This is a genomic window from Sphaerisporangium aureirubrum, assembly GCF_042658925.1.
Lineage (GTDB): Bacteria > Actinomycetota > Actinomycetes > Streptosporangiales > Streptosporangiaceae > Sphaerisporangium > Sphaerisporangium aureirubrum.
This window is the reverse complement of record NZ_JBHSRF010000003.1, coordinates 18465-35860: the sequence shown is the minus strand read 5'-3', so window position 1 is coordinate 35860 and position 17396 is coordinate 18465. Positions and strand designations below refer to the sequence as shown.

The following is a 17396-nucleotide window of genomic DNA, read 5'->3' as shown; positions in this document are numbered from 1 at the left end:
TCCCGGAAGACCCCGGCCCGCCGCCTCAAGTGCCCGCTACCCCGCGCGGACGATGGTCTCCTGCAGCTCGGTCACGTAGTCCTCGGGGTTCCCGTGGCCGTACTGCACGTAGACCTCGCGGGCGAAGCCGGTGCTCCGGTAGCCGTTCTCCTCGATCCACTTGGCGAGCTGCTGCATGGTGCCGTCCACGTTGTCCATCAGGCCGTGGTGGATGATCGTCGCGGCCTGCTCGATGGGTGGCAGGTCGACCACGTCGAAGTCGTACGTCCTGGCGGGGTCGAGGCTCACCTGGAAGCCCGCGTGCACGCGCACGCCTTCGCCGGCCTCCTCGTAGTACGCGATACCGGGACCGGTGAAGGTGAGCCCGGCCTCCTCGACGCGCTTGGCCAGCTCCATGTACAGCGGCTGGATCACCGGCCCGATGTGCTCGGACTCGTAGCTCTTCGCCACGTCGCTCAGCTCGGCCAGGCGCACCGCGGGCACACTCTTGACGACGACATCCGTGGGCATGACGCCCTCCTTCTCGATGAGCCGGAGCCTCGCCTCGACGCGGGTCAGCCGCTGGGTGTCGACGGCCACCTGGGCCGCCAGCTCCGCGCGGCGCAGCCGCAGCATGCCGTGCAGCTCCTCCATGCCGACCTTCTCCTCGAGGATCAGCCCCACCTGCTGGAGGGTGAGGCCGAGTTCCTTGAGGGCGATCAGCCGGTTGAGCCGGGACAACTGCGCGGCCTCGTAGTAGCGGTACCCGCTGGCGGGGTCGACCCGCGCGGGCCTGAGCAGGCCGAGGGCGTCGTAGTGCCGCAGCATGCGGACCGACACCCGCCCGATGCGGGCGAAGTCTCCGATGTTGAACATGATGTCTCCGGTTTACGGCCTGACACGGTGTCAGGGTCAACACTGCCAGCCCGCGGCCCGGACCTCACGCCCGCAGCCGTGCCCGCGTCGCCAGATCCAGCGGGTAGTCACGCGGCTCGGCGTGCCGCCGCAGCATACGGCGGTGCATCTCGGCCAGCGGCTCCTGCGCGAAGCCGGTGGCGCGCCAGTCCTCGAACGTGATGCCGAACCCGAGGTGGGTCCACAGCGACGCGTTGTGCTCCTCGTGCTCCCCGAAACTCTCCAGGAACACGACGGGGGTGGCGCAGTGGAAGGCGTCGAGCAGGGTGCCGCCGCCCGGCTTGGAGATGACGGCCCGCGCCTCGCGGACCAGGGTGAGCGACCCGTGGTGCCGTTCGTGCCGGGCGTACTCCGGCGGCTCCCCGCCGACGATCTCCCCGAACGGCGGGAAGCCGCCGTCCCGCCACGGGCTCCAGGCGGGGTCCATCATGAAGAACCGGGTGCCGGGGGCGCCCCCGGTGGAGTCCTCCAGGGCGGGCACCACGACGTCCAGGGACGTCCCCAGGGCGGCCAGCTCCCCCGCGTACTCGCGGTAGGTGCCCATGCACCACCCGCCGCCGTGCGCGACGAACCGGTCGCGACGCGCGGACCACGGCAGGGGCAGGCTGTCGGAGGGCGGGATCGTCCAGGGGATCGCGGCGTTCGCGGCGTCGAACAGCCAGATCTCCCGGTGCGCGGGCGACTCCCGCTGACGGGCGAAGGACGGCGACCGCACCGAGTCCATGTGGCACACGTCCACCTCGACCCGACCTTCGCTCCCGGCGGCGTACCGGTCCGCCACCGGGAGCCAGAACCCGCCGAGGACCACCAGGCGGGTCACGCCGTGGGCCCGCCACTCGCGCAGCAGCCCGTCCACGGCCGCCGGGTCGAACGCCTCGGACAGGTTGCGGAACAGCCGCTGCCCGAGCCGCGCGTAGCGGAAGTCCCGCTGGTACGCCTGTTTGCTCGCCGCGATCCGCTCCCGCCGTTCCTCCGGCCAGGACGCCTCGAACACGTCCACCCGGCTGCGCACCCCGCGCTCGGCCAGGCGGCGGCTCAGCAGCAGCCCGGGGACATGCGCGCCGAGCCCCGGGCCGGAGGTCAGGATCGCGATCACGTGTGCACGGGGCCGTGCGACAGCACGAACTCGCAGAAGGCCCGCACCGAGTACAGCCCGTCGATCTCCAGCCGGTCGAAGTCCAGCTCCAGGTCGTACTCGTCCTCGACGGTGAGCAGGAAGCCGATCAGCTGGACCGAGTCCAGCCCGAGGCCCTGGATGATGTCGTCGTCGTCGCCGATGTGCTCGGCCATCGTCTCGTCGCCGAGAGCCCGCGCGAGCAGCTGCTTCACCCTGACCAGCACCTGGTCCATCTGTCACACTCCGTTCTCGTAGAGCAGGAAGCACTTGGAGCAGACCGGCATGAGCCCGGTGGAGCGCAGGACCGAGCGCACCCGCCGGAAGGTCTCGCCGTGCCACACGTCGGCGACCGAGCCCTCGCCCATCTCGCCGACCACGAACTCGGGGAAGAACTTGCAGGAGCTCACCTTGCCGTCGGCGTGCACCTCCAGGCGGTTGGACACCGCGAGGCACTTGGAGCGCTGCGCGACCGGGCTGGTGCGGCCGATCACGAAGTCGGTGACGTCGCCGAGGGTGACCTCCGGCTGGTAGCGGATCCAGACCCGCCAGACGCGCTCCGCCAGCCTGCGCATCGACTCGTGCAGCACCGGGACGTTCTCGGGGGCGATGTGGTAGGTGTACGAGTGCCAGGTGGCGGTGCCGGGGGCGGGGGGCGTGCCCAGCCAGGCGAAGTCGCGGGCGTACACCTCGTCCATCTGCGCGGCGACCTCGGGGCTGATGAACCACGGCAACTGGAAGTACACCGAGTGCACGCCGAGGTCCTCGGCCCACTCCATGAACTCGTACAACTTGCCCACGGTCTCGTTGCTGACCATGCAGTTGACGGTCAGCTCGCCCTTGTACTCGCCGCTGCGCCGCAGGTCCAGCACGGCCCTGATGTTGTCGACGGTCCTGTCGAACGACCGGGGGCCGCGCAGCGCCTCGTGGTCGGCGCCGAGGCCGTCCAGGCTGACCGTGAGGTTGAGGTTGTCGCCGAGCCGCAGCAGGTGCGGCAGGTTGCGCTTGATCAGCAGGCCGTTGGTGCAGATGTTGACCTTGCGCGGGTAGCGCTCCAGCAGCTCCGTCAGCTCGGGCAGCCTGCGGTACATCAACGGCTCGCCGCCCCACAGGAACGTCTTCGGCTTCAGCTCCGCGGTCTCCCTGAGCAGCCGCTCAAGGATCGCGAGGTCCAGCTCGTTGCGGACCTTCTCGATGCCGAACTCGCGGAAGAAGCCCTGCTCGTTCCACTGGTAGCAGTGGGTGCAGCGCAGGTTGCAGGCGTAGGTCAGCTGGAGGCTGAGCTCCTGCGGCAGGTCGGTGGCGTAGCCGGCGTCCTCGCCGATCCGGCGCCGGGTCTTGGACCGCAGCGCGGCCTTGCGCTTGACGTCGGCGAACTCCACCGGGGTCAGCGTCCTGCTTGATCGGTTCTCGGTGAAGAGTCGATCGCTCTGGGGTGTCACGTGGATCTCCCGGGGGCTCGTGCTCGTGCTCGAAAAGGGAGGCCGCTAACCGGCCGCGTAGGCGGTGGCCTGCACGCCGTACAGGGCGGCGTAGTCACCGCCCGCCGCCAGCAGCTCCTCGTGCGTGCCGGCCTCGGTCAGCCTGCCGTGCGCCATGACCAGGATCAGATCGGCCTCGGCGACGGTGGAGAACCTGTGCGACACGATGACGGTGATCGCCCCGGTGGCCGCCGCGATGGCGCGCGACCGCCGGATGTACCCGGTGAACACGGCGTGCTCGCTGGGCGCGTCCAGCGAGGCCGTCGGTTCGTCGAGGATGAACAGCAACGGCGCCGGGCGCGCGCAGGCCCGGGCGAGGGCGACCTTCTGCCACTGGCCCTCCGACAGCTCGACGCCGCCGAACCGGGCGCCGAGCAGGGTGGCGCCGCCGTCCGGCAGCCGCGCCACCAGCTCGTCCGCGCCGGCGGCCTCGACCGCCGCCACCAGGTCGCGGGGCGGGGCGCCCATGGTGACCGCGTCGGCGAAGGTGGTCTGGTACCTGCCGAAGTCCTGGAAGGCGGCGCTCGACGCCGCCCGCCACCCGGCGGTGTCCAGCCGTTCCAGGTCGGCGCCATCGACGGTGATCCTTCCCGAGGCGGGCCGGTAGAGCTTGGCGAGCAGCTTCACCAGCGTGGTCTTGCCGGAGCCGTACTCGCCGACCAGCGCGACCACCGACCCGGCGGGCAGCACGGCGGACACCTCCCGCACCGCGGGCTCCGCGGCGCCCGGGTAGGCGAAGGTCACCCCGGACAGCTCGATGCCCGAGCGCAGCCGCTCCGGCGGAACCTGTCCGGCGGTGGCGGCGTGCCCGGCGGCGTAGTCGCGCAGCCACAGGTACGGCGCCAGCACCCGGCGGTGGCCGCCCGCCTGGGCCGAGCGGCGCAGCACCGCCTCGACGACCCCGCGCAGCTGCGCGCCCACCGTCGCGGCCAGCACGATCTGGCCGGGGGAGCCGGTGGAGGCGACCAGGGCGATGGCCCCGGCGAACCCCGTGGCGAACACCACCCACCCGGCCGACGACCACGCCGCGGCGGCCAGCGCGGCGCGGAACCGGACGGCCGTGGCCCGCCGCCACGCCTCGGCCTGCGACGCCAGCAGGTCGCCCGCCGCCGCGCCGGTGCGCACCTCGGCGAGCGCGGCGGGCTCCACGCAGACGTCCCGGTACAGGTGCCGGTGCAGCCGCAGGTCGGGGGCGGAGGCCAGGTCGGCGGCGGCGACGCCGCGCTTGCCCCGCCGTTCCAGCCACAGCTGCCCGGCGGCGCAGGCCAGCAGGAGCAGCAGCCACGGGTTGACGCTGCCGAGCACGGCCAGCGTGACGGCGAGGCCGAGCGCGGACGCCACGGCCTGGAGCACCGCCCACGCGGAGTCCACGATGGCGCCGCTCCTGCCGCGCAGCGCGGTGACACGGTCGAGGAACTCCGGCCGTTCCAGGTGCTCGATGCCCGGCAGGCCGGCGCAGATCCCCATGATCTCCGGCTCCACGCGGGACAGGCTGACCCGTTCGACCAGCTTGACCGTCATCAGGTGGACGAGGTGGCCGAGGCCCCAGTGCGCGCCGAACGCCAGGGCCGCGCCGGTCGCGCCGATCACGACGGCCGTGCGGTCGCCCGCCTGGACCGCGTCCACGAGAACCTTCAGCGTGAGGCCGAGCGCGGCGACGGCGCCGGTGGTGACGAGGGTCGCGGCGAGCAGGGTCGCGGTGGCGCGGGGACGCTCGCGCCAGCACAGCGCCATCATCATGCGCCACACCCGCGGGTAGCCGGTCATCGCACGCCCCCCGCTTCCAGCCGGTCGTCGTAGCCCTCGGCGAAGCGGCGGGACTGGAGGAGCCACATCGCGGCGTAGCGGCCGCCCATGGCCATCAGCTCGTCGTGGGTGCCGGACTCGGCGATGCGGCCGCCGTCCAGCAGCACGATGCGGTCGGCCTGCCGCACCGTCGCCAGGCGGTGCGAGATCAGCACGACGCTGCGGCCCCGGACGATTCCCGCCAGGCGCTGGAACAGCTCGTGCTCGGTGCGGACGTCCAGGTGGGCGGTGGGCTCGTCCAGCACCAGCACGCGGGCCCTGGTGCGGATCGCGTACAGGGCGCGGGCCAGCGCGACGAGCTGCCACTGGCCGCCGGACAGGTCGACCCCGCCGGGCTGGGCGGTGGACAGCGGCGCCCCGTCCAGCCGCGCAGCCAGCGCGGCGAGGCCCGCGTCCCGTACGGCCCCTTCCCTGGCGGCCACGTCCGCCTCCCCGAGGGCGACGTTCCGCTCCAGCGGGAGGTGGTACCTGACGAAGCCCTGGTGCACCACGGCCAGCCGGGACGCCCAGCCGGGGAGGTCCGCGACGTCGGCGCCGTCCGCGGTGATCCGCCCGGCGTCCGGCCGGTACAGCCCCGCCAGCAGCGTCGTCAGCGTCGACTTGCCCGCGCCGTTCAACCCCACCACGGCCAGCAGCTCCCCCGGCCTGATCTCCAGGTCCAGCCCGTCCAGGACGGGCCGCGCCGTCCCGGGATAGGCGAACCGCACCCCTTCGAACCGGATCAGCGGCGGCCGTTCCGGCACCGCGGCCGCCTCCCGCGCGGCCCCGTCGCGGTCCGCGCCCTCGGCGGGGGCCAGGAGGTGTTCCAGGTCGCGGGCCGCGCGGAACACCGGGAGGGCGCCTTCGAGGGAGATGATGTCGCCGGTGCCGGCGACGACCACGTACGTGGACCAGGAGGCGGTGAACACGGCGGCGGCGAGGGCGAGCGAGCCGTGGCCGTCGACCGTGCCGAGGCCGACCCACACGTAGACCACGGCGAGGGGCACCACGGCCAGCACGACGCGCAGCCAGTGGTCGCGCATGACACGGCGGTCGTCGGCCCACAGCGGCTCCAGGTGGGCCAGCACGTGCCGCCGGTAGTGCGCGAGCACCCAGTCCGCCGCGCCGAACACCCGCAGTTCCTTGCCCTCCGCGGGCGCGGACGTGACACCGGCCCAGTACTCGAACCACCTGCGGTCCCCGACGCTGGCCAGCCAGACCCGGAAGTGCCGGATCCAGCCCTGCCCGATGAGCGCGCGCACCGCCAGCGCCGGGAGCACCACGGCGGGGACCAGCCACCACGACCAGGCGGCGAGCACGGCGGCGCACAGCACCAGGCCGAGGTAGCGCATCAGCGTGCTGAGCTGGGCGAGCGCGCCGTCGGCGGGCGTCTTGGTGGCCCAGTCGTCCGGCTCGGCGGTCGCGACGGCCATCAGGCTCCGCACCCGCTGGCGTTCCACCAGGTCGAGCGTCGCGGCCCCCAGGGCGAGCGCGGCGATCCTGGTGCGGAACGCGCCGTCGATGCGGGCGGACGCCAGCAGGGTGAGCGGCTGCTGGAACGACAACGCCAGCTGCCCGGCGAGCACCACCCCGCCCATGGCCAGCGCCGCCGTCAGCGCGTCCGTCCCACCCGAGCGCAGCACGTACGCCATGGTGACCGCCGTCACGGGGGGCGCCACGGCGTTCACCAGCAGGATCACGCCGAGCCCGGCGAGCGGCGCCGGGCCGGCGGCGCGCAGGAACGACAACAGGGCGATCCGCTCCCGCATCTTCCGCCTTTCCGTCCGCCTAGGGCTGCCGCGCACCGGCCTTGAGCACGTCGAACTGCTTGAGCAGCATCCGGCCGGTGTACTCGTGCTGCTCCCTGACCGCCTCTCCTTCGAACCCGCGCGGGCCCACCTCGACCAGCATGATCAGGTACAGGTAGATCCGGTACAGCGCGAGCCGGGCCCGGGCGCCCCGGGTGAACGCCGCCGGCCCGCCGGCCTCCCGGTACCCGCCCACCAGGTCCTCGTCCGTCTCGCTGGTGCCGAACACGTCCAGCGAGACGAAGTCCGCCAGCGGGTCGCCCCAGAAGGCCCGTTCGTGGTCCACCAGCCCGGCGATCCTCGGCCGGTCGCCGTCCAGGTCGAGCAGGACGTTGCCCGGCCACAGGTCGAAGTGCACGAGCACCGGTGTGCCCGCCTCGTCCAGCGCCCCGGCGTGCGCGCGCACGACGGCCGCGATCTCCGGCACCGGCATCGGCAGGTCCGCCCGGTGGCGGGTGCCGTCGGCGAGGATCGCGTCGACCATGGCGAGGAACGCGGCCCGCCAGGTGGGCCCGGCCAGCCCCGGGGACTGCGGGTAGCCGTACGTGGTGCCGGTGATGGCGTGCAGGGCGGCGACGTGGCGGCCGAGCTCGGCACGCAGCTCCCGCCTGGCGGCGTCCTTGAGGGACTCGCGGACGCGGTACCACGGGACGCCGTCCACGGCCGTCATGATCAGGAACGGGGCGGCGCCGTCCAGGTCGGCGTGCAGCAGGGTGGGCATCGGGACGCCGGTGGCGGCGGCGAGCTCGTAGAAGAGGGCCTCGGTGCGGATGATGTCCCGCTCGTAGGTGAGCAGTTCCACCTCGGGCGGCGGGGCGAGCTTGAGCACCACGTCGTCCCCGTCGCGCATCCGGGCCCGCCACAGGGCGGCGTACGAGCCGTCCTTGAGCTCCCGCTGGGACGTCACGGGCCTGCCGAGCGCACCCGTGATCAGCTCGGCCACCTGTTCGGGGCGCAGCCGCCGCTTGGTGTGCACCATCACCGGCCTCCCTCGTCGTGCGCCCGCAGCGCGCTGAGCCGTATCCGTTCGGTGAGCGCCGCCCGCCGCGCCGCGTCGCCGAGCCCGGCGGCGGACCGGCCGGGGTCGGCCGTCAGGTCCAGGAACGCCGCGAGCTGCCGTTCGTAGTAACCGGCCGGGGCGAACCCCACGGTCTTCCTGGGGCCGCCGTCCGGGGTGACGAACACGTTGAGCTGGAACGTCCCGCGCGCGGGCCGCAGGAAGTCGCGGACCCGCAGGGTGCCTGCCTCGCAGGTGAAGGTGTGGTCGGCCCGGTAGGGGCCGGACAGGCCGCAGGCCAGTGTCGCGGTGACCCCGTCCGGGTAGGTGAGCTCGGCCTCGAACTCGGCGTCGGTGCCGTTCGGGCCGTCGAAGGCGGACCTGCCCGCCGCGGCCGTGACGTCCAGCCCGCGCCAGGCCTGGAGCATCTGCAGCCAGTACGGCGCGGTGTCCAGGAAGGCGCCGCCGCCGAGCTCGGGGAAGGCGCGGTAGCCGAGGCCGTCGCGGCGGTCGAAGACCAGGTCGGTGCGCACCCGGCGGACGGCGCCGAGGCCGTGGGCCTCCGCCATGGCGGTCACCTCGGCCGTCCACGGGTGGTGGGCCGACATCACCGCCTCGGCCAGGCAGACCTTCGCGTCCCGCTGGGCCAGGCGCAGCGTCTCGGCCTCGCACGCGCCGAGGCAGAGCGGCTTCTCCACCAGGGCGTGCTTGCCGGCGCGCAGCGCGGCGAGCGCGAGGGCGAAGTGGCCCGCCGGGTGGGTGGAGATGTAGACGGCGTCCACGCCGGGGTCGGCCAGCAGGTCCGCGTACGAGCGGTGCACCCGCAGGGCGCCGTGCTCCGCGCCGAACGCCAGGGCCCGGTCGTGGTCGCCGGCCGCCACGGCGGTCACCGCGACGCCGGGGAGCGCCGCCGCCGGGGCGAGGACGGCGCGTCCCGCGATCCCGGTGGCGCCGAGCAGGCCGATTCTGATCATGGCGCGGCCGTCACCCGGGCGAGGCCCGCGCGGTCGACCTTGCCGTTCAGCGTGCGCGGCAGGGCGTCCAGCCGGACGAACGCCGCCGGCACCATGCCGGACGGGAGGTGCTCGCGGGCGTGGCGCAGCAGGTCATGCACGTCCCAGGTGCCCGACCAGACCACGTGGGCGCGCAGGGTGGCCTCGGAGTCCTCGCCCTCCATCGTGACGTGCACGTCGTGCACGGCGGGGTGGCGCAGCAGGACCCCGGCCACGTCGTCCAGCTCCACCCGTACGCCGCGCAGCTTCACCTGGCGGTCGCGGCGGCCGAGCAGCTCCAGCGCGCCGTCCGGGCGGAACCTGCCGAGGTCGCCGGTGCGGTACGCGTGCGGGTCGGCCGGGTCGAAGCTGCCCGGGTCCCCGCCGAGGTACCCGGGCAGCGGGAAGGGCACCCGCAGCTCCACCTCGCCCACGTCCTCCCCGCCCAGCAGGCGCACGCCCACCCCCGGCATGGGCACGCCCACCGGCACCCGCTCGGCGTGCTGGTCGGCCTCCGTGACGCGGTGGAAGAGCTTGGTCATGGTGGTCTCGGACGGGCCGTAGAGGTTCACCAGCTCCTTGCCGTCGCCGTACAGGCCGCGCCACCAGCGCACGTCGGCGGCCCGCAGGGGCTCCCCGGCCAGCAGGACGGTGCGCAGGTCGGGCAGGGAGTCCGGGGTCAGGCCGAGCGCGTACAGGGTGCGGAAGACGGTGGGGACGCAGTGCAGGACGTGCACCCCCGTGGCGGCCAGCCAACGGGCCAGGCCGACCCCGGCCAGAGCGCTGCGCGGGGCCGCGCACATGGTGCCTCCGGCACACAGCGGGACGAAGGCGTCGCGGAGGAACGCGTCGAAGCCCGGGGAGGTGAGCGAGGAGACCACGGTTCCCGGGGTGATCCCGAACTCGGCGATCTCCCAGGTGACGAAGTGCGCGATCGCTCCCAGCGTGGCCGTGAAGCCCTTGGGCCGGCCGGTGGTGCCCGAGGTGAAGTAGATGTACCCGCGGTCCGCCTCCGCCGCCCACCGGCCCGGGTCGGTGTCCCCCTCCGGGAGTTCCCCGGCGGTGACGACGCGGCGGCTCGTCCCGGTGCGCCCCATGGCCACCGTGCCCGGCCCGTCGGCGAGCACGAGCCTGGGGCGGGTCCCGTCCAGGACCATGGCGAGGCGGGACGCCGGGGTCCGCACGTCCACCGGCACGAACGGCCGCCCCGCCGCCATGGCGCCGAGGATCGCGGCCACCGTCTCCACGGGGTCCGCGCAGGCGACCACCACGGGGTCGGTCCCGTGCACGGCCGCGACCCCGTCCCGGTACCGGGCGGCGTGCCGCTCCAGCTCCCGGTAGGTGACCGCGCGGCCGCGGGTGCGGATCGCCACCCGCTCCGGGCACTCCCGCACGTGCGTAAGCCACAGCCCGAGCACCGTCATGTCCGTCCCGACCCTTCTGCCACCACGGGGCGTCGCCACCAGCCGCGCAGGTCGGCCGGGTCGTCGGGGGCCCGGTCGCACAGGACGTAGTGCGCGGGCGTCACGGCCGTCGGGCGGCCCGGGAGCGCGGCCAGGCAGCGGGCGTGCGCCTGTGCCGGGGTGGCGACCCCCGGCCCCGCCACGAGATACGCCACCAGGCGGCCACCCGCGTCGGACAGCCGCGCCGGGGCCAGGGTGTCGTCCAGGAGCCGCCGCACCTCGGCGGTCTCGACCCAGCACGGCCCCACCTGGAGCCACCCGTCGCCGCGCGGGACCGGCGCCACACCGAGGGCCGCCGTCGTCGCCTCGCTGCTGAGGTCGCCGCACGCGGCCTCCACCAGCAGGCGCTCCACGGCCAGGAGCATGGCCTCCAGGTCGCCGTGCGGGACGCGGTCCAGGTGCCCGGTGTGCAGGCGAAGCCGCATCATGTCGTCGGCCTGGAGCAGATTGAAGGCCACCGTCACCTCCGTCGCGGCGCGCGGCGACCACGTGACGGTGCTCAGGCACCGCGCCGCCCGCACCTGGTCCAGCGAGGGGACCGCGCCGGCATCCTCGCCGTGGGATACCTGGTCGAGCGGGGGGACCGCGCCGGCGTCCTCGCCGTGCGACACCGGGCCGAGCGGCCGGGCCGGGTCGGTGACCCGGCTGTGGAAGACCGGGTCGGGAGTGAACCGCACGCCGCGCTCCCACTGGACGCGCTCGGTGATCCTGGTGCGCTCGCGCGCGTCGTAGAAGCCGTGCCTGGCCGCGCGGAGCAGCGCCATCCGCGCCCGGCGGGCCAGCTCGTCGAATCCCGGCGCGTCCGCGTCCACGCGCAGCGGCACGCCCTGCACCAGCGTCCCCACGTGATCGGCCGTCTCCGGCCCGAACCGGTTGCTCGTCAGCGTGACCAGCGTGCAGTCCGGGCACCCCGTCCGCCGGTGCAGCAGGGCGCACACCGCCGCCAGCACGACGGCGGTACGGCTCAGCCCCGTGCGCGCCACCACGTGCCCGAGCGCCCCCGCCGCCGCCTCGGAGCGCAGCTCGGCGTACACCGCGCCCGCCGGTCCCTCGGTCCGGGCCACGGGATAGGCGCACTGCGGCGCGCGGCGCAGCGTGTCCTCCCAGTACTCCAGCGCCCCGGCGATCCGCCGCGCCATCCGCGGCTCCCGCTCGGCCCGCGCCTGATCCAGCGGCTGGTGCCGCACGCCCCCGGCCTCCCGCCGCGCGGGGTCCGCGAGCATCTCGGCGACCTCCTGTTCCAGGACGCCCACCGCCTGGAGGTCTGCCGCCAGATGCGAGTACTCGACCACCCCGGCGAGCACCGCGTCCCCATCGGTCACCACCGCGACCCGCAGCGCCACCTCCCGTGGATCCGGCGCCACCCGCCCGTCCAGCTCGTCCACCAGAGCCTTGATCAGCGCGCCCCGGACCCACACCCCCGGCACGACCGTGTAACGCTCGACCGCGAACTCCCCCGCCGCGGCGACCCGCTGCCTCGGCCCCTCCGCGTCCTCCGTACCGCCCCGCCCCGCGGGCCCTTCGGCGTACGTGGTGCGCAGCCCTTCGTGCCGGGCGAGCAGCGCCGCGAACGTCCCGGCGACGTCGTCCACCGTGATCCCGTCCGGGAGGTCGAGCGTCCGGCGCATCCACGCGTGGTGCACGGGCTGACCCTCCAGCCAGCACAGGATGTTGGCCTGCCCGAGCGTCACCGGCCCCTCGCCGCCACGCTCCCCCGCGAAGGCCACCACGAGTGGATCCCCCGCCTTCAGCACCGGCACCGACGCCGCCCATCGGACCGGCGCCGTCACCCGCCGGATCCTTCGCGGACGCCGATTACCGATGCGGGAATTCGGCCTTTCAGCACCGCGAGTGAACACGGCGATTCAGATGGCCGTGCCGGAATTGATTCCGGGCGCATTAACAGACCTGGCATGGTCGCCCTTGTGAATGGGACCCCTGTTTCAGGAGCTCCCGGGTCGGCTCTCCGTTCACGTCCCGCCCCCCGGCCGACCTGCTGAAAGTTTCAGAGATCGGCCGAAAGTTGCTTGGTAGGAGGTTAGGTACTGTTTCGGAAGGAGTCAAGGCCCGGTATCACCATCCGGATCGCCCGTACTCACGGCCGGAATACACCTGCCGAAAGCGATTCTCACGCCGTGAACAAACCACCGGCACCGCCGTAATCGGTTAGTCCATTCCCCGCTTTCCGGGCGCCCAGAACGCCTTCACCCGTACCGCCGCCCGCGGCCATCCCCGCTCCCGCACCAGGTGCCGCAGCACGGCCTGACAGGCCCGGGCCTCCCCCGCGACGTAAGCCGTACCGGGGCCCGCGGGCAGGGACAGCTCGCGGACCGCGCCGACCAGCGCCTCCGAGGCGCCGCCGTCGCCGTACACCCAGGTCAGGTCGGCGAGGCGCGCGAGCGGCAGGCGATGGTCGGCCGCGGGGACGGTGACGGCGCCGTACACCGGTTCCCCCGCCGGGACGGCGCGGAGCATCGCGTCGAAGGCCGCCAACGCCGTCTCGTCCCCCGCGAACAGGTGGTACGGCGACTCACGGCGCACCACGAGCCGTCCGTCCGGCCTGGTCAGCAGCACCTTCGTCCCCGGGACGGCGCCGCGCGCCCAAAGCGCCCCCGGCCCCGCCCCCGGATGGTCCAGGACGCACAGGTCCAGGATCCCGCCGCGGTCGTAGTGCCAGATCGAGTAGGTGCGCAGTACGTCGCGGAAGCCGCTCAACCACACCTGCGGCGACAGCAGGTCCCCCACCTTCAGGCGGACGTGCTGCCCCGGTACCCAGTCGAGGTCGCGCAGCCCGGTCCCGGAGATACGGACCCGGCGCATGCTCGGCGTGACAGGCTCGCACTCCTCGACCGCCCCCGCGAGCAGCACGCGGTCCAGAACACTCATCGCGCGCCCGCCCCGCGCCAAGGGTTTCGGTTGCTCATGCATCCACGATGAAGGTTAATGTGCACATGAAGTCAAGCATGACCATCGGCGAACTGGCGGCCCGTTTCGGCCTCCCCACCCACGTACTCCGCCACTGGGAAACCGCCGGCCTGCTTGCCCCCACCCGCCACGAGAACGGCCACCGCCGCTACGGCCCCCCCGACCTCCGCCGCGTAGCCATGATCCTCATGGGCAAAGACGCCGGCCTGAGCCTGGGCGCCCTCTCCCAACTACTCTCCACCCCCAACCCACTGGACCACACCGACCTACTCAAGGAACACATCACCGTCCTAGACCGCCGCATAGCCCAAGCCCAATCCGCCAAGTCCCTAATCGAACACGCCCTAGCCTGCCCCCTAAACTTCGACAACTGCCCCCACGCCCACACCCAAATAGAGTCCCGCATCCCCACCCCTCAAGACCCTCATCACCCTTAAAAGCCCAGCCCGACCAGCCCACCCCGCCGCACGGCCCCCAGCCTTCGTCACCCTCTGCGGGTTGGTGTACCGGCGCCGCGACGGCGGGAAGCGGTACGGCGAACTCGGCGCCGCCGTACGGCGGACAACCGGTGGTGTGTACGGCGCCGGGTGAAATGGTCCTCGCGAAAGGGCGCGCTTCGCGCGGAAGGCGCAAGGGCTGTTTTATGCGGGGGATACCCCCGCACCCCCGGTCCTGCCGGGCTCATCCCACTCCACTGCGACACGTTTTCGGTCCGCACCCACCCGGTTCCGATCCACACCCACAGCCCGGGGTGACGTCCCGCCAGGTGGTGTGATTTCCGAGGCCGTGATCATGAACGCGCCGCCCTAGGCGCCAGGTGGCGGGCCATCGACACCCTTCACGAAGATCCCTAGGAGTTACACCACTTCAGGGACGTCACCCAGCCCCCCCGGCTGCACAAGTCCATACCCACGGCCCAGCTCCACACGTCCACGTTCCACGTCCACCCACACGGCCCCGACCCACATCACATCACCCCCACGGCCCGGCTCCACACCCCGGCGCACAGCCCGGTACTCATCCCCTTGAGGGGCTGTCGTCCCGGCGCCGCGGCGGCCGGACGTGGTACGGCGAACACGGCGCCGCCATACGGCGGGACACCGACCCAACGGATACGCATCACGGTGAGCACCATGAGCCCGGCAGGCCCGGGGGTGCGGGGGTGTCCCCCGCATAAAACAGCCCTTGCGCCTTCCGCGCGGAGCGCGCCGTCCGCGAGGACCATTCCCCAGGACGCCCGCACGCGCGGGTTTTCCGCCGTACGACGGCGCCGACTTCGCCGTACCACGTCCCGCCGTCGCGGCGCCGGTAGGACGACCTTCCGACGGTGCGGTGCGGGTGCGCGGCTCGGGAGCAGTCAGCACGGGAAGAGTCAGCTCGGGCTTTCGTTCAAGCCTGTTGCGACGGTGCGCAGTGCCTCGGTGAGGTCGGATGCGGACAGGGTTTGGGTGGGGTCGACCAGCCATTGGGTGGCCATGCCGGCGAGGAGGGCCTGGTGGAAGGCGCCTACGGCCAGGGAGGTTTTTTCGTCGGTGGTGGGGTGCAGGCCGAAGAGGGCGGCCAGGCCTAGGCGGCCCTGGCGGTTGGCGGTGGCGAAGGCGGCGCGGACGTCGGGCATGCGGTCCATTTGGGCGATCAGTTCGAACTGGATGGCCCAGAGGGGGCGGATCCGGGCGTAGGAGTCGATGATTCCTGACCAGATCGCCTCGAAACGCTCGCGCGGGGTGGCGCCTGCGGGGGTGACGGCCAGCACCTGTTCGATCTCCTTTCCCCAGTCGGCCATGGCCTCGATGAGGGCGGCGTCGAGCAGGGCCTTCGTGGAGCGGAAGTGGTAGCCGATGGAGGCGAGGCTCGTGCCGGAGGCCGCGGCGATGTCGCGGGCGGTGGTGGCGGCGTAGCCCTTCTCCATGAGGCAGCGCTTGGCCCCGGCGAGCAGGTCTTCCCGATTTCCCATGCCTCCGAGGGTACCGCATGTCTCAGACAAATGTCTTGGACATCTGTACTAGACAGACGTGTGAGACGTTTGTACAGTCAGGGACATGACGAACATCCTGATCTCCGGCGCCAGCGTCGCCGGCCCCGCCCTCGCCTTCTGGCTCCGCCGTCACGGCTTCCACCCCACCGTCGTGGAGCGCGCCCCCGCCCTCCGCGAGGGCGGCTACAAGATCGACATCCGGGGCGCCGCCCTTGAGGTCGTCGACCGCATGGGCCTGCTGGAGGAGGTCCGGCGGCACGCCACGGACATGCGCGTGGCCCGGTTCGTCGACGCACAGGGAAAGCAGATCGCCGCGATGAGCGCCGACGTGTTCGGCGGCCGGGAAGGGGACGACGCCGAGATCATGCGCGGCGACCTGGCGCGCGTCCTGCACGAGGCGACCGAGGGCGTGGAGTACCTGTTCGGCGACTCCATCGCGAGCATGCGGGACACCCCGGAGGGCGTCCACGTCACCTTCGAGAACGCCCCGCCCCGGACGTTCGACCTGGTGGTGGGCGCCGACGGGCTGCACTCCACCGTACGGGGGCTGGCCTTCGGCGAGGAGTCCCAGTTCGTCCGGGACCTCGGGCACCACATCTCGATCTTCACGGTGCCCAACCACCTCGGCCTGGACCGCACCGAGATGATGCACCCCGTCCCCGGCAAGAGCATGGGGATGTACGCCACCCGGCGCGACGCCGACGCCAAGGCGATGTTCCTGTTCGCCGCCCCGCCGCTCGAGTACGACCGCCGCGACGTCGCGGGTCAGAAGAAGCTGCTGGCCGAGCTGTTCGGCGGCCAGGGCTGGGAGGTGCCGCGCCTGCTCGCCGCCCTGGAGGACGCGCCGGACTTCTACCTGGACTCGATCAGCCAGGTCCGCATGGACCACTGGTCCGCGGGCCGGGTCGTCCTGGTCGGCGACGCCGCCTACGGTCCCTCACCGGCGTCCGGGCAGGGCACCAGCCTGGCCCTGGTCGGCGCGTACGTGCTGGCGGGCTGCCTCGCGGAGGCGGGCGGCGACCACGTGGCCGCCTTCGCCGCCTACGAGCGCGAGATGCGGCCGTTCGTGACGGCGAACCAGAAGCTCGCCGAGAGCAACCTCAAGGGCATGGTGCTGAAGTCGTCCGGCCAAATCCGCTTCCAGATGCTGATGCTCCGGCTGATGCCGCGCCTCCCCGGCAAGGAGAAGATGATCCGCCGCGTCACCGAGCCGATCCGCCGCGCGGCCAACGCGATCACCCTCAGGGACCACGGGCGCGCGGGCGCGACCGGCTGAAAGGGTTACGGCGCCTCGACGCCCGAGACGCGATACCGCATCACGTCCGCGTCCAGGATCCTCGCCGCCTGTTCCGCCTCCACCCCCGCGCCGCGGAACTGCTCCAGCGCCTCGTCGGACTCCCACCGCTCGTACACGTTGATCCGGGACGGATCGAGCGGGTCCGCCGACAACGCGAAGTCCAGGCACCCGGCGGCGACCCTGGCCTGCTCGACCACCGGACGGCAACTCTCCAGGTAGACGCCCCGCTCCCCGGCGTCCACGTACAGCTTCCCAGAAACAATGATCATGCCTGAGTCGACGTACGGGCCCCGCCGTGAGTTCCCCCGGAGCTCAGCCGCGCGGGGCGTACATGATGATCAGCACCCCGGCCAGGCACACGACGGCCCCGGCGACGTCCCAGCGGTCGGGCCGGAAGCCGTCCACCACCATCCCCCACACCAGGGACCCGGCCACGAACACGCCACCGTAGGCGGCGAGCACCCGCCCGAACGTGGCGTCCGGCTGGAAGGTGGCGACGAGGCCGTACACCCCGAGGGCGACGAAGCCGGCACCGGCCCACAGCAGGCCGCGCTGCTCTCTCACCCCCTGCCACACCAGCCAGGCGCCGCCGATCTCGGCGAGCGCGGCGAGCACGAACAACACCAGGGAACGCACGACGGTCACGCCGACGACTGTAGGGCCTG

16 protein-coding genes are annotated in these 17396 nt (G+C 73.0%); 2 read left to right on the top strand and 14 right to left on the bottom strand.

What is annotated here, in order from left to right:
- Positions 1-36 precede the first annotated feature (36 nt).
- The 11 genes from ACFP1K_RS02860 to ACFP1K_RS02810 form a co-directional block, all read right to left on the bottom strand.
- Entirely contained in the window at positions 37-855 is an 819-nt protein-coding gene (locus tag ACFP1K_RS02860) for a MerR family transcriptional regulator (RefSeq protein ID WP_380746795.1), read from the bottom strand.
- 64 nt (positions 856-919) lie between these two features.
- A complete protein-coding gene (locus ACFP1K_RS02855) occupies positions 920-1990 on the bottom strand; it encodes a hypothetical protein (RefSeq protein ID WP_380746793.1) in 1071 nt (356 codons plus the stop codon).
- Positions 1987-2244: an acyl carrier protein gene (locus ACFP1K_RS02850; protein WP_380746791.1), complete on the bottom strand. Its 258-nt coding sequence runs from the start codon at positions 2242-2244 to the stop codon at positions 1987-1989. Before ACFP1K_RS02850 ends, ACFP1K_RS02855 begins: the two co-directional genes overlap by 4 nt.
- A 3-nt stretch (positions 2245-2247) precedes the next feature.
- Complete coding sequence (locus ACFP1K_RS02845) at positions 2248-3450, bottom strand: radical SAM/SPASM domain-containing protein (protein WP_380746789.1); 1203 nt, start codon at positions 3448-3450, stop codon at positions 2248-2250.
- Positions 3451-3495: 45 nt separating this feature from the next.
- Positions 3496-5256 carry an ATP-binding cassette domain-containing protein gene (locus ACFP1K_RS02840; RefSeq protein ID WP_380746787.1) on the bottom strand — a complete coding sequence of 587 codons (1761 nt, stop codon included), beginning with the start codon at positions 5254-5256 and terminating at the stop codon, positions 3496-3498.
- Positions 5253-7043 carry an ATP-binding cassette domain-containing protein gene (locus ACFP1K_RS02835; protein WP_380746785.1) on the bottom strand — a complete coding sequence of 597 codons (1791 nt, stop codon included), beginning with the start codon at positions 7041-7043 and terminating at the stop codon, positions 5253-5255. Before ACFP1K_RS02835 ends, ACFP1K_RS02840 begins: the two co-directional genes overlap by 4 nt.
- 19 nt (positions 7044-7062) lie before the next feature.
- Complete coding sequence (locus ACFP1K_RS02830; RefSeq protein WP_380746783.1) at positions 7063-8061, bottom strand: phosphotransferase family protein; 999 nt, start codon at positions 8059-8061, stop codon at positions 7063-7065.
- The gene (locus ACFP1K_RS02825; RefSeq protein ID WP_380746781.1) at positions 8061-9053 is read right to left on the bottom strand and encodes a Gfo/Idh/MocA family protein; all 993 of its coding nucleotides are present in this window, start codon (positions 9051-9053) and stop codon (positions 8061-8063) included. Before ACFP1K_RS02825 ends, ACFP1K_RS02830 begins: the two co-directional genes overlap by 1 nt.
- Positions 9050-10495 (bottom strand): AMP-binding protein, encoded by a 1446-nt coding sequence (locus ACFP1K_RS02820; protein WP_380746779.1) that lies wholly within the window; start codon positions 10493-10495, stop codon positions 9050-9052. Before ACFP1K_RS02820 ends, ACFP1K_RS02825 begins: the two co-directional genes overlap by 4 nt.
- Complete coding sequence (locus ACFP1K_RS02815) at positions 10492-12324, bottom strand: condensation domain-containing protein (protein WP_380746778.1); 1833 nt, start codon at positions 12322-12324, stop codon at positions 10492-10494. Before ACFP1K_RS02815 ends, ACFP1K_RS02820 begins: the two co-directional genes overlap by 4 nt.
- Before the next feature lie 376 nt (positions 12325-12700).
- The gene (locus ACFP1K_RS02810) at positions 12701-13420 is read right to left on the bottom strand and encodes a siderophore-interacting protein (protein WP_380746776.1); all 720 of its coding nucleotides are present in this window, start codon (positions 13418-13420) and stop codon (positions 12701-12703) included.
- A gap of 77 nt (positions 13421-13497) precedes the next feature.
- Between ACFP1K_RS02810 and ACFP1K_RS02805 the strand changes: the two genes are divergently transcribed.
- Positions 13498-13896: a MerR family transcriptional regulator gene (locus ACFP1K_RS02805; RefSeq protein WP_380746774.1), complete on the top strand. Its 399-nt coding sequence runs from the start codon at positions 13498-13500 to the stop codon at positions 13894-13896.
- A gap of 935 nt (positions 13897-14831) precedes the next feature.
- On the opposite strand, the gene ACFP1K_RS02800 is transcribed toward ACFP1K_RS02805, so the two are convergent.
- Complete coding sequence (locus ACFP1K_RS02800; protein ID WP_380746772.1) at positions 14832-15413, bottom strand: TetR/AcrR family transcriptional regulator; 582 nt, start codon at positions 15411-15413, stop codon at positions 14832-14834.
- 85 nt (positions 15414-15498) lie between these two features.
- Between ACFP1K_RS02800 and ACFP1K_RS02795 the strand changes: the two genes are divergently transcribed.
- On the top strand, positions 15499-16710 hold the full coding sequence (locus ACFP1K_RS02795; protein WP_380746770.1) for an FAD-dependent monooxygenase: 1212 nt from the start codon (positions 15499-15501) through the stop codon (positions 16708-16710).
- Between the two features lie 5 nt (positions 16711-16715).
- On the opposite strand, the gene ACFP1K_RS02790 is transcribed toward ACFP1K_RS02795, so the two are convergent.
- Both ACFP1K_RS02790 and ACFP1K_RS02785 read right to left on the bottom strand, forming a co-directional pair.
- Complete coding sequence (locus tag ACFP1K_RS02790; RefSeq protein ID WP_380746768.1) at positions 16716-17000, bottom strand: putative quinol monooxygenase; 285 nt, start codon at positions 16998-17000, stop codon at positions 16716-16718.
- A 43-nt stretch (positions 17001-17043) separates the two neighbouring features.
- On the bottom strand, positions 17044-17376 hold the full coding sequence (locus ACFP1K_RS02785; protein WP_380746766.1) for a YnfA family protein: 333 nt from the start codon (positions 17374-17376) through the stop codon (positions 17044-17046).
- Positions 17377-17396: the final 20 nt, after the last annotated feature.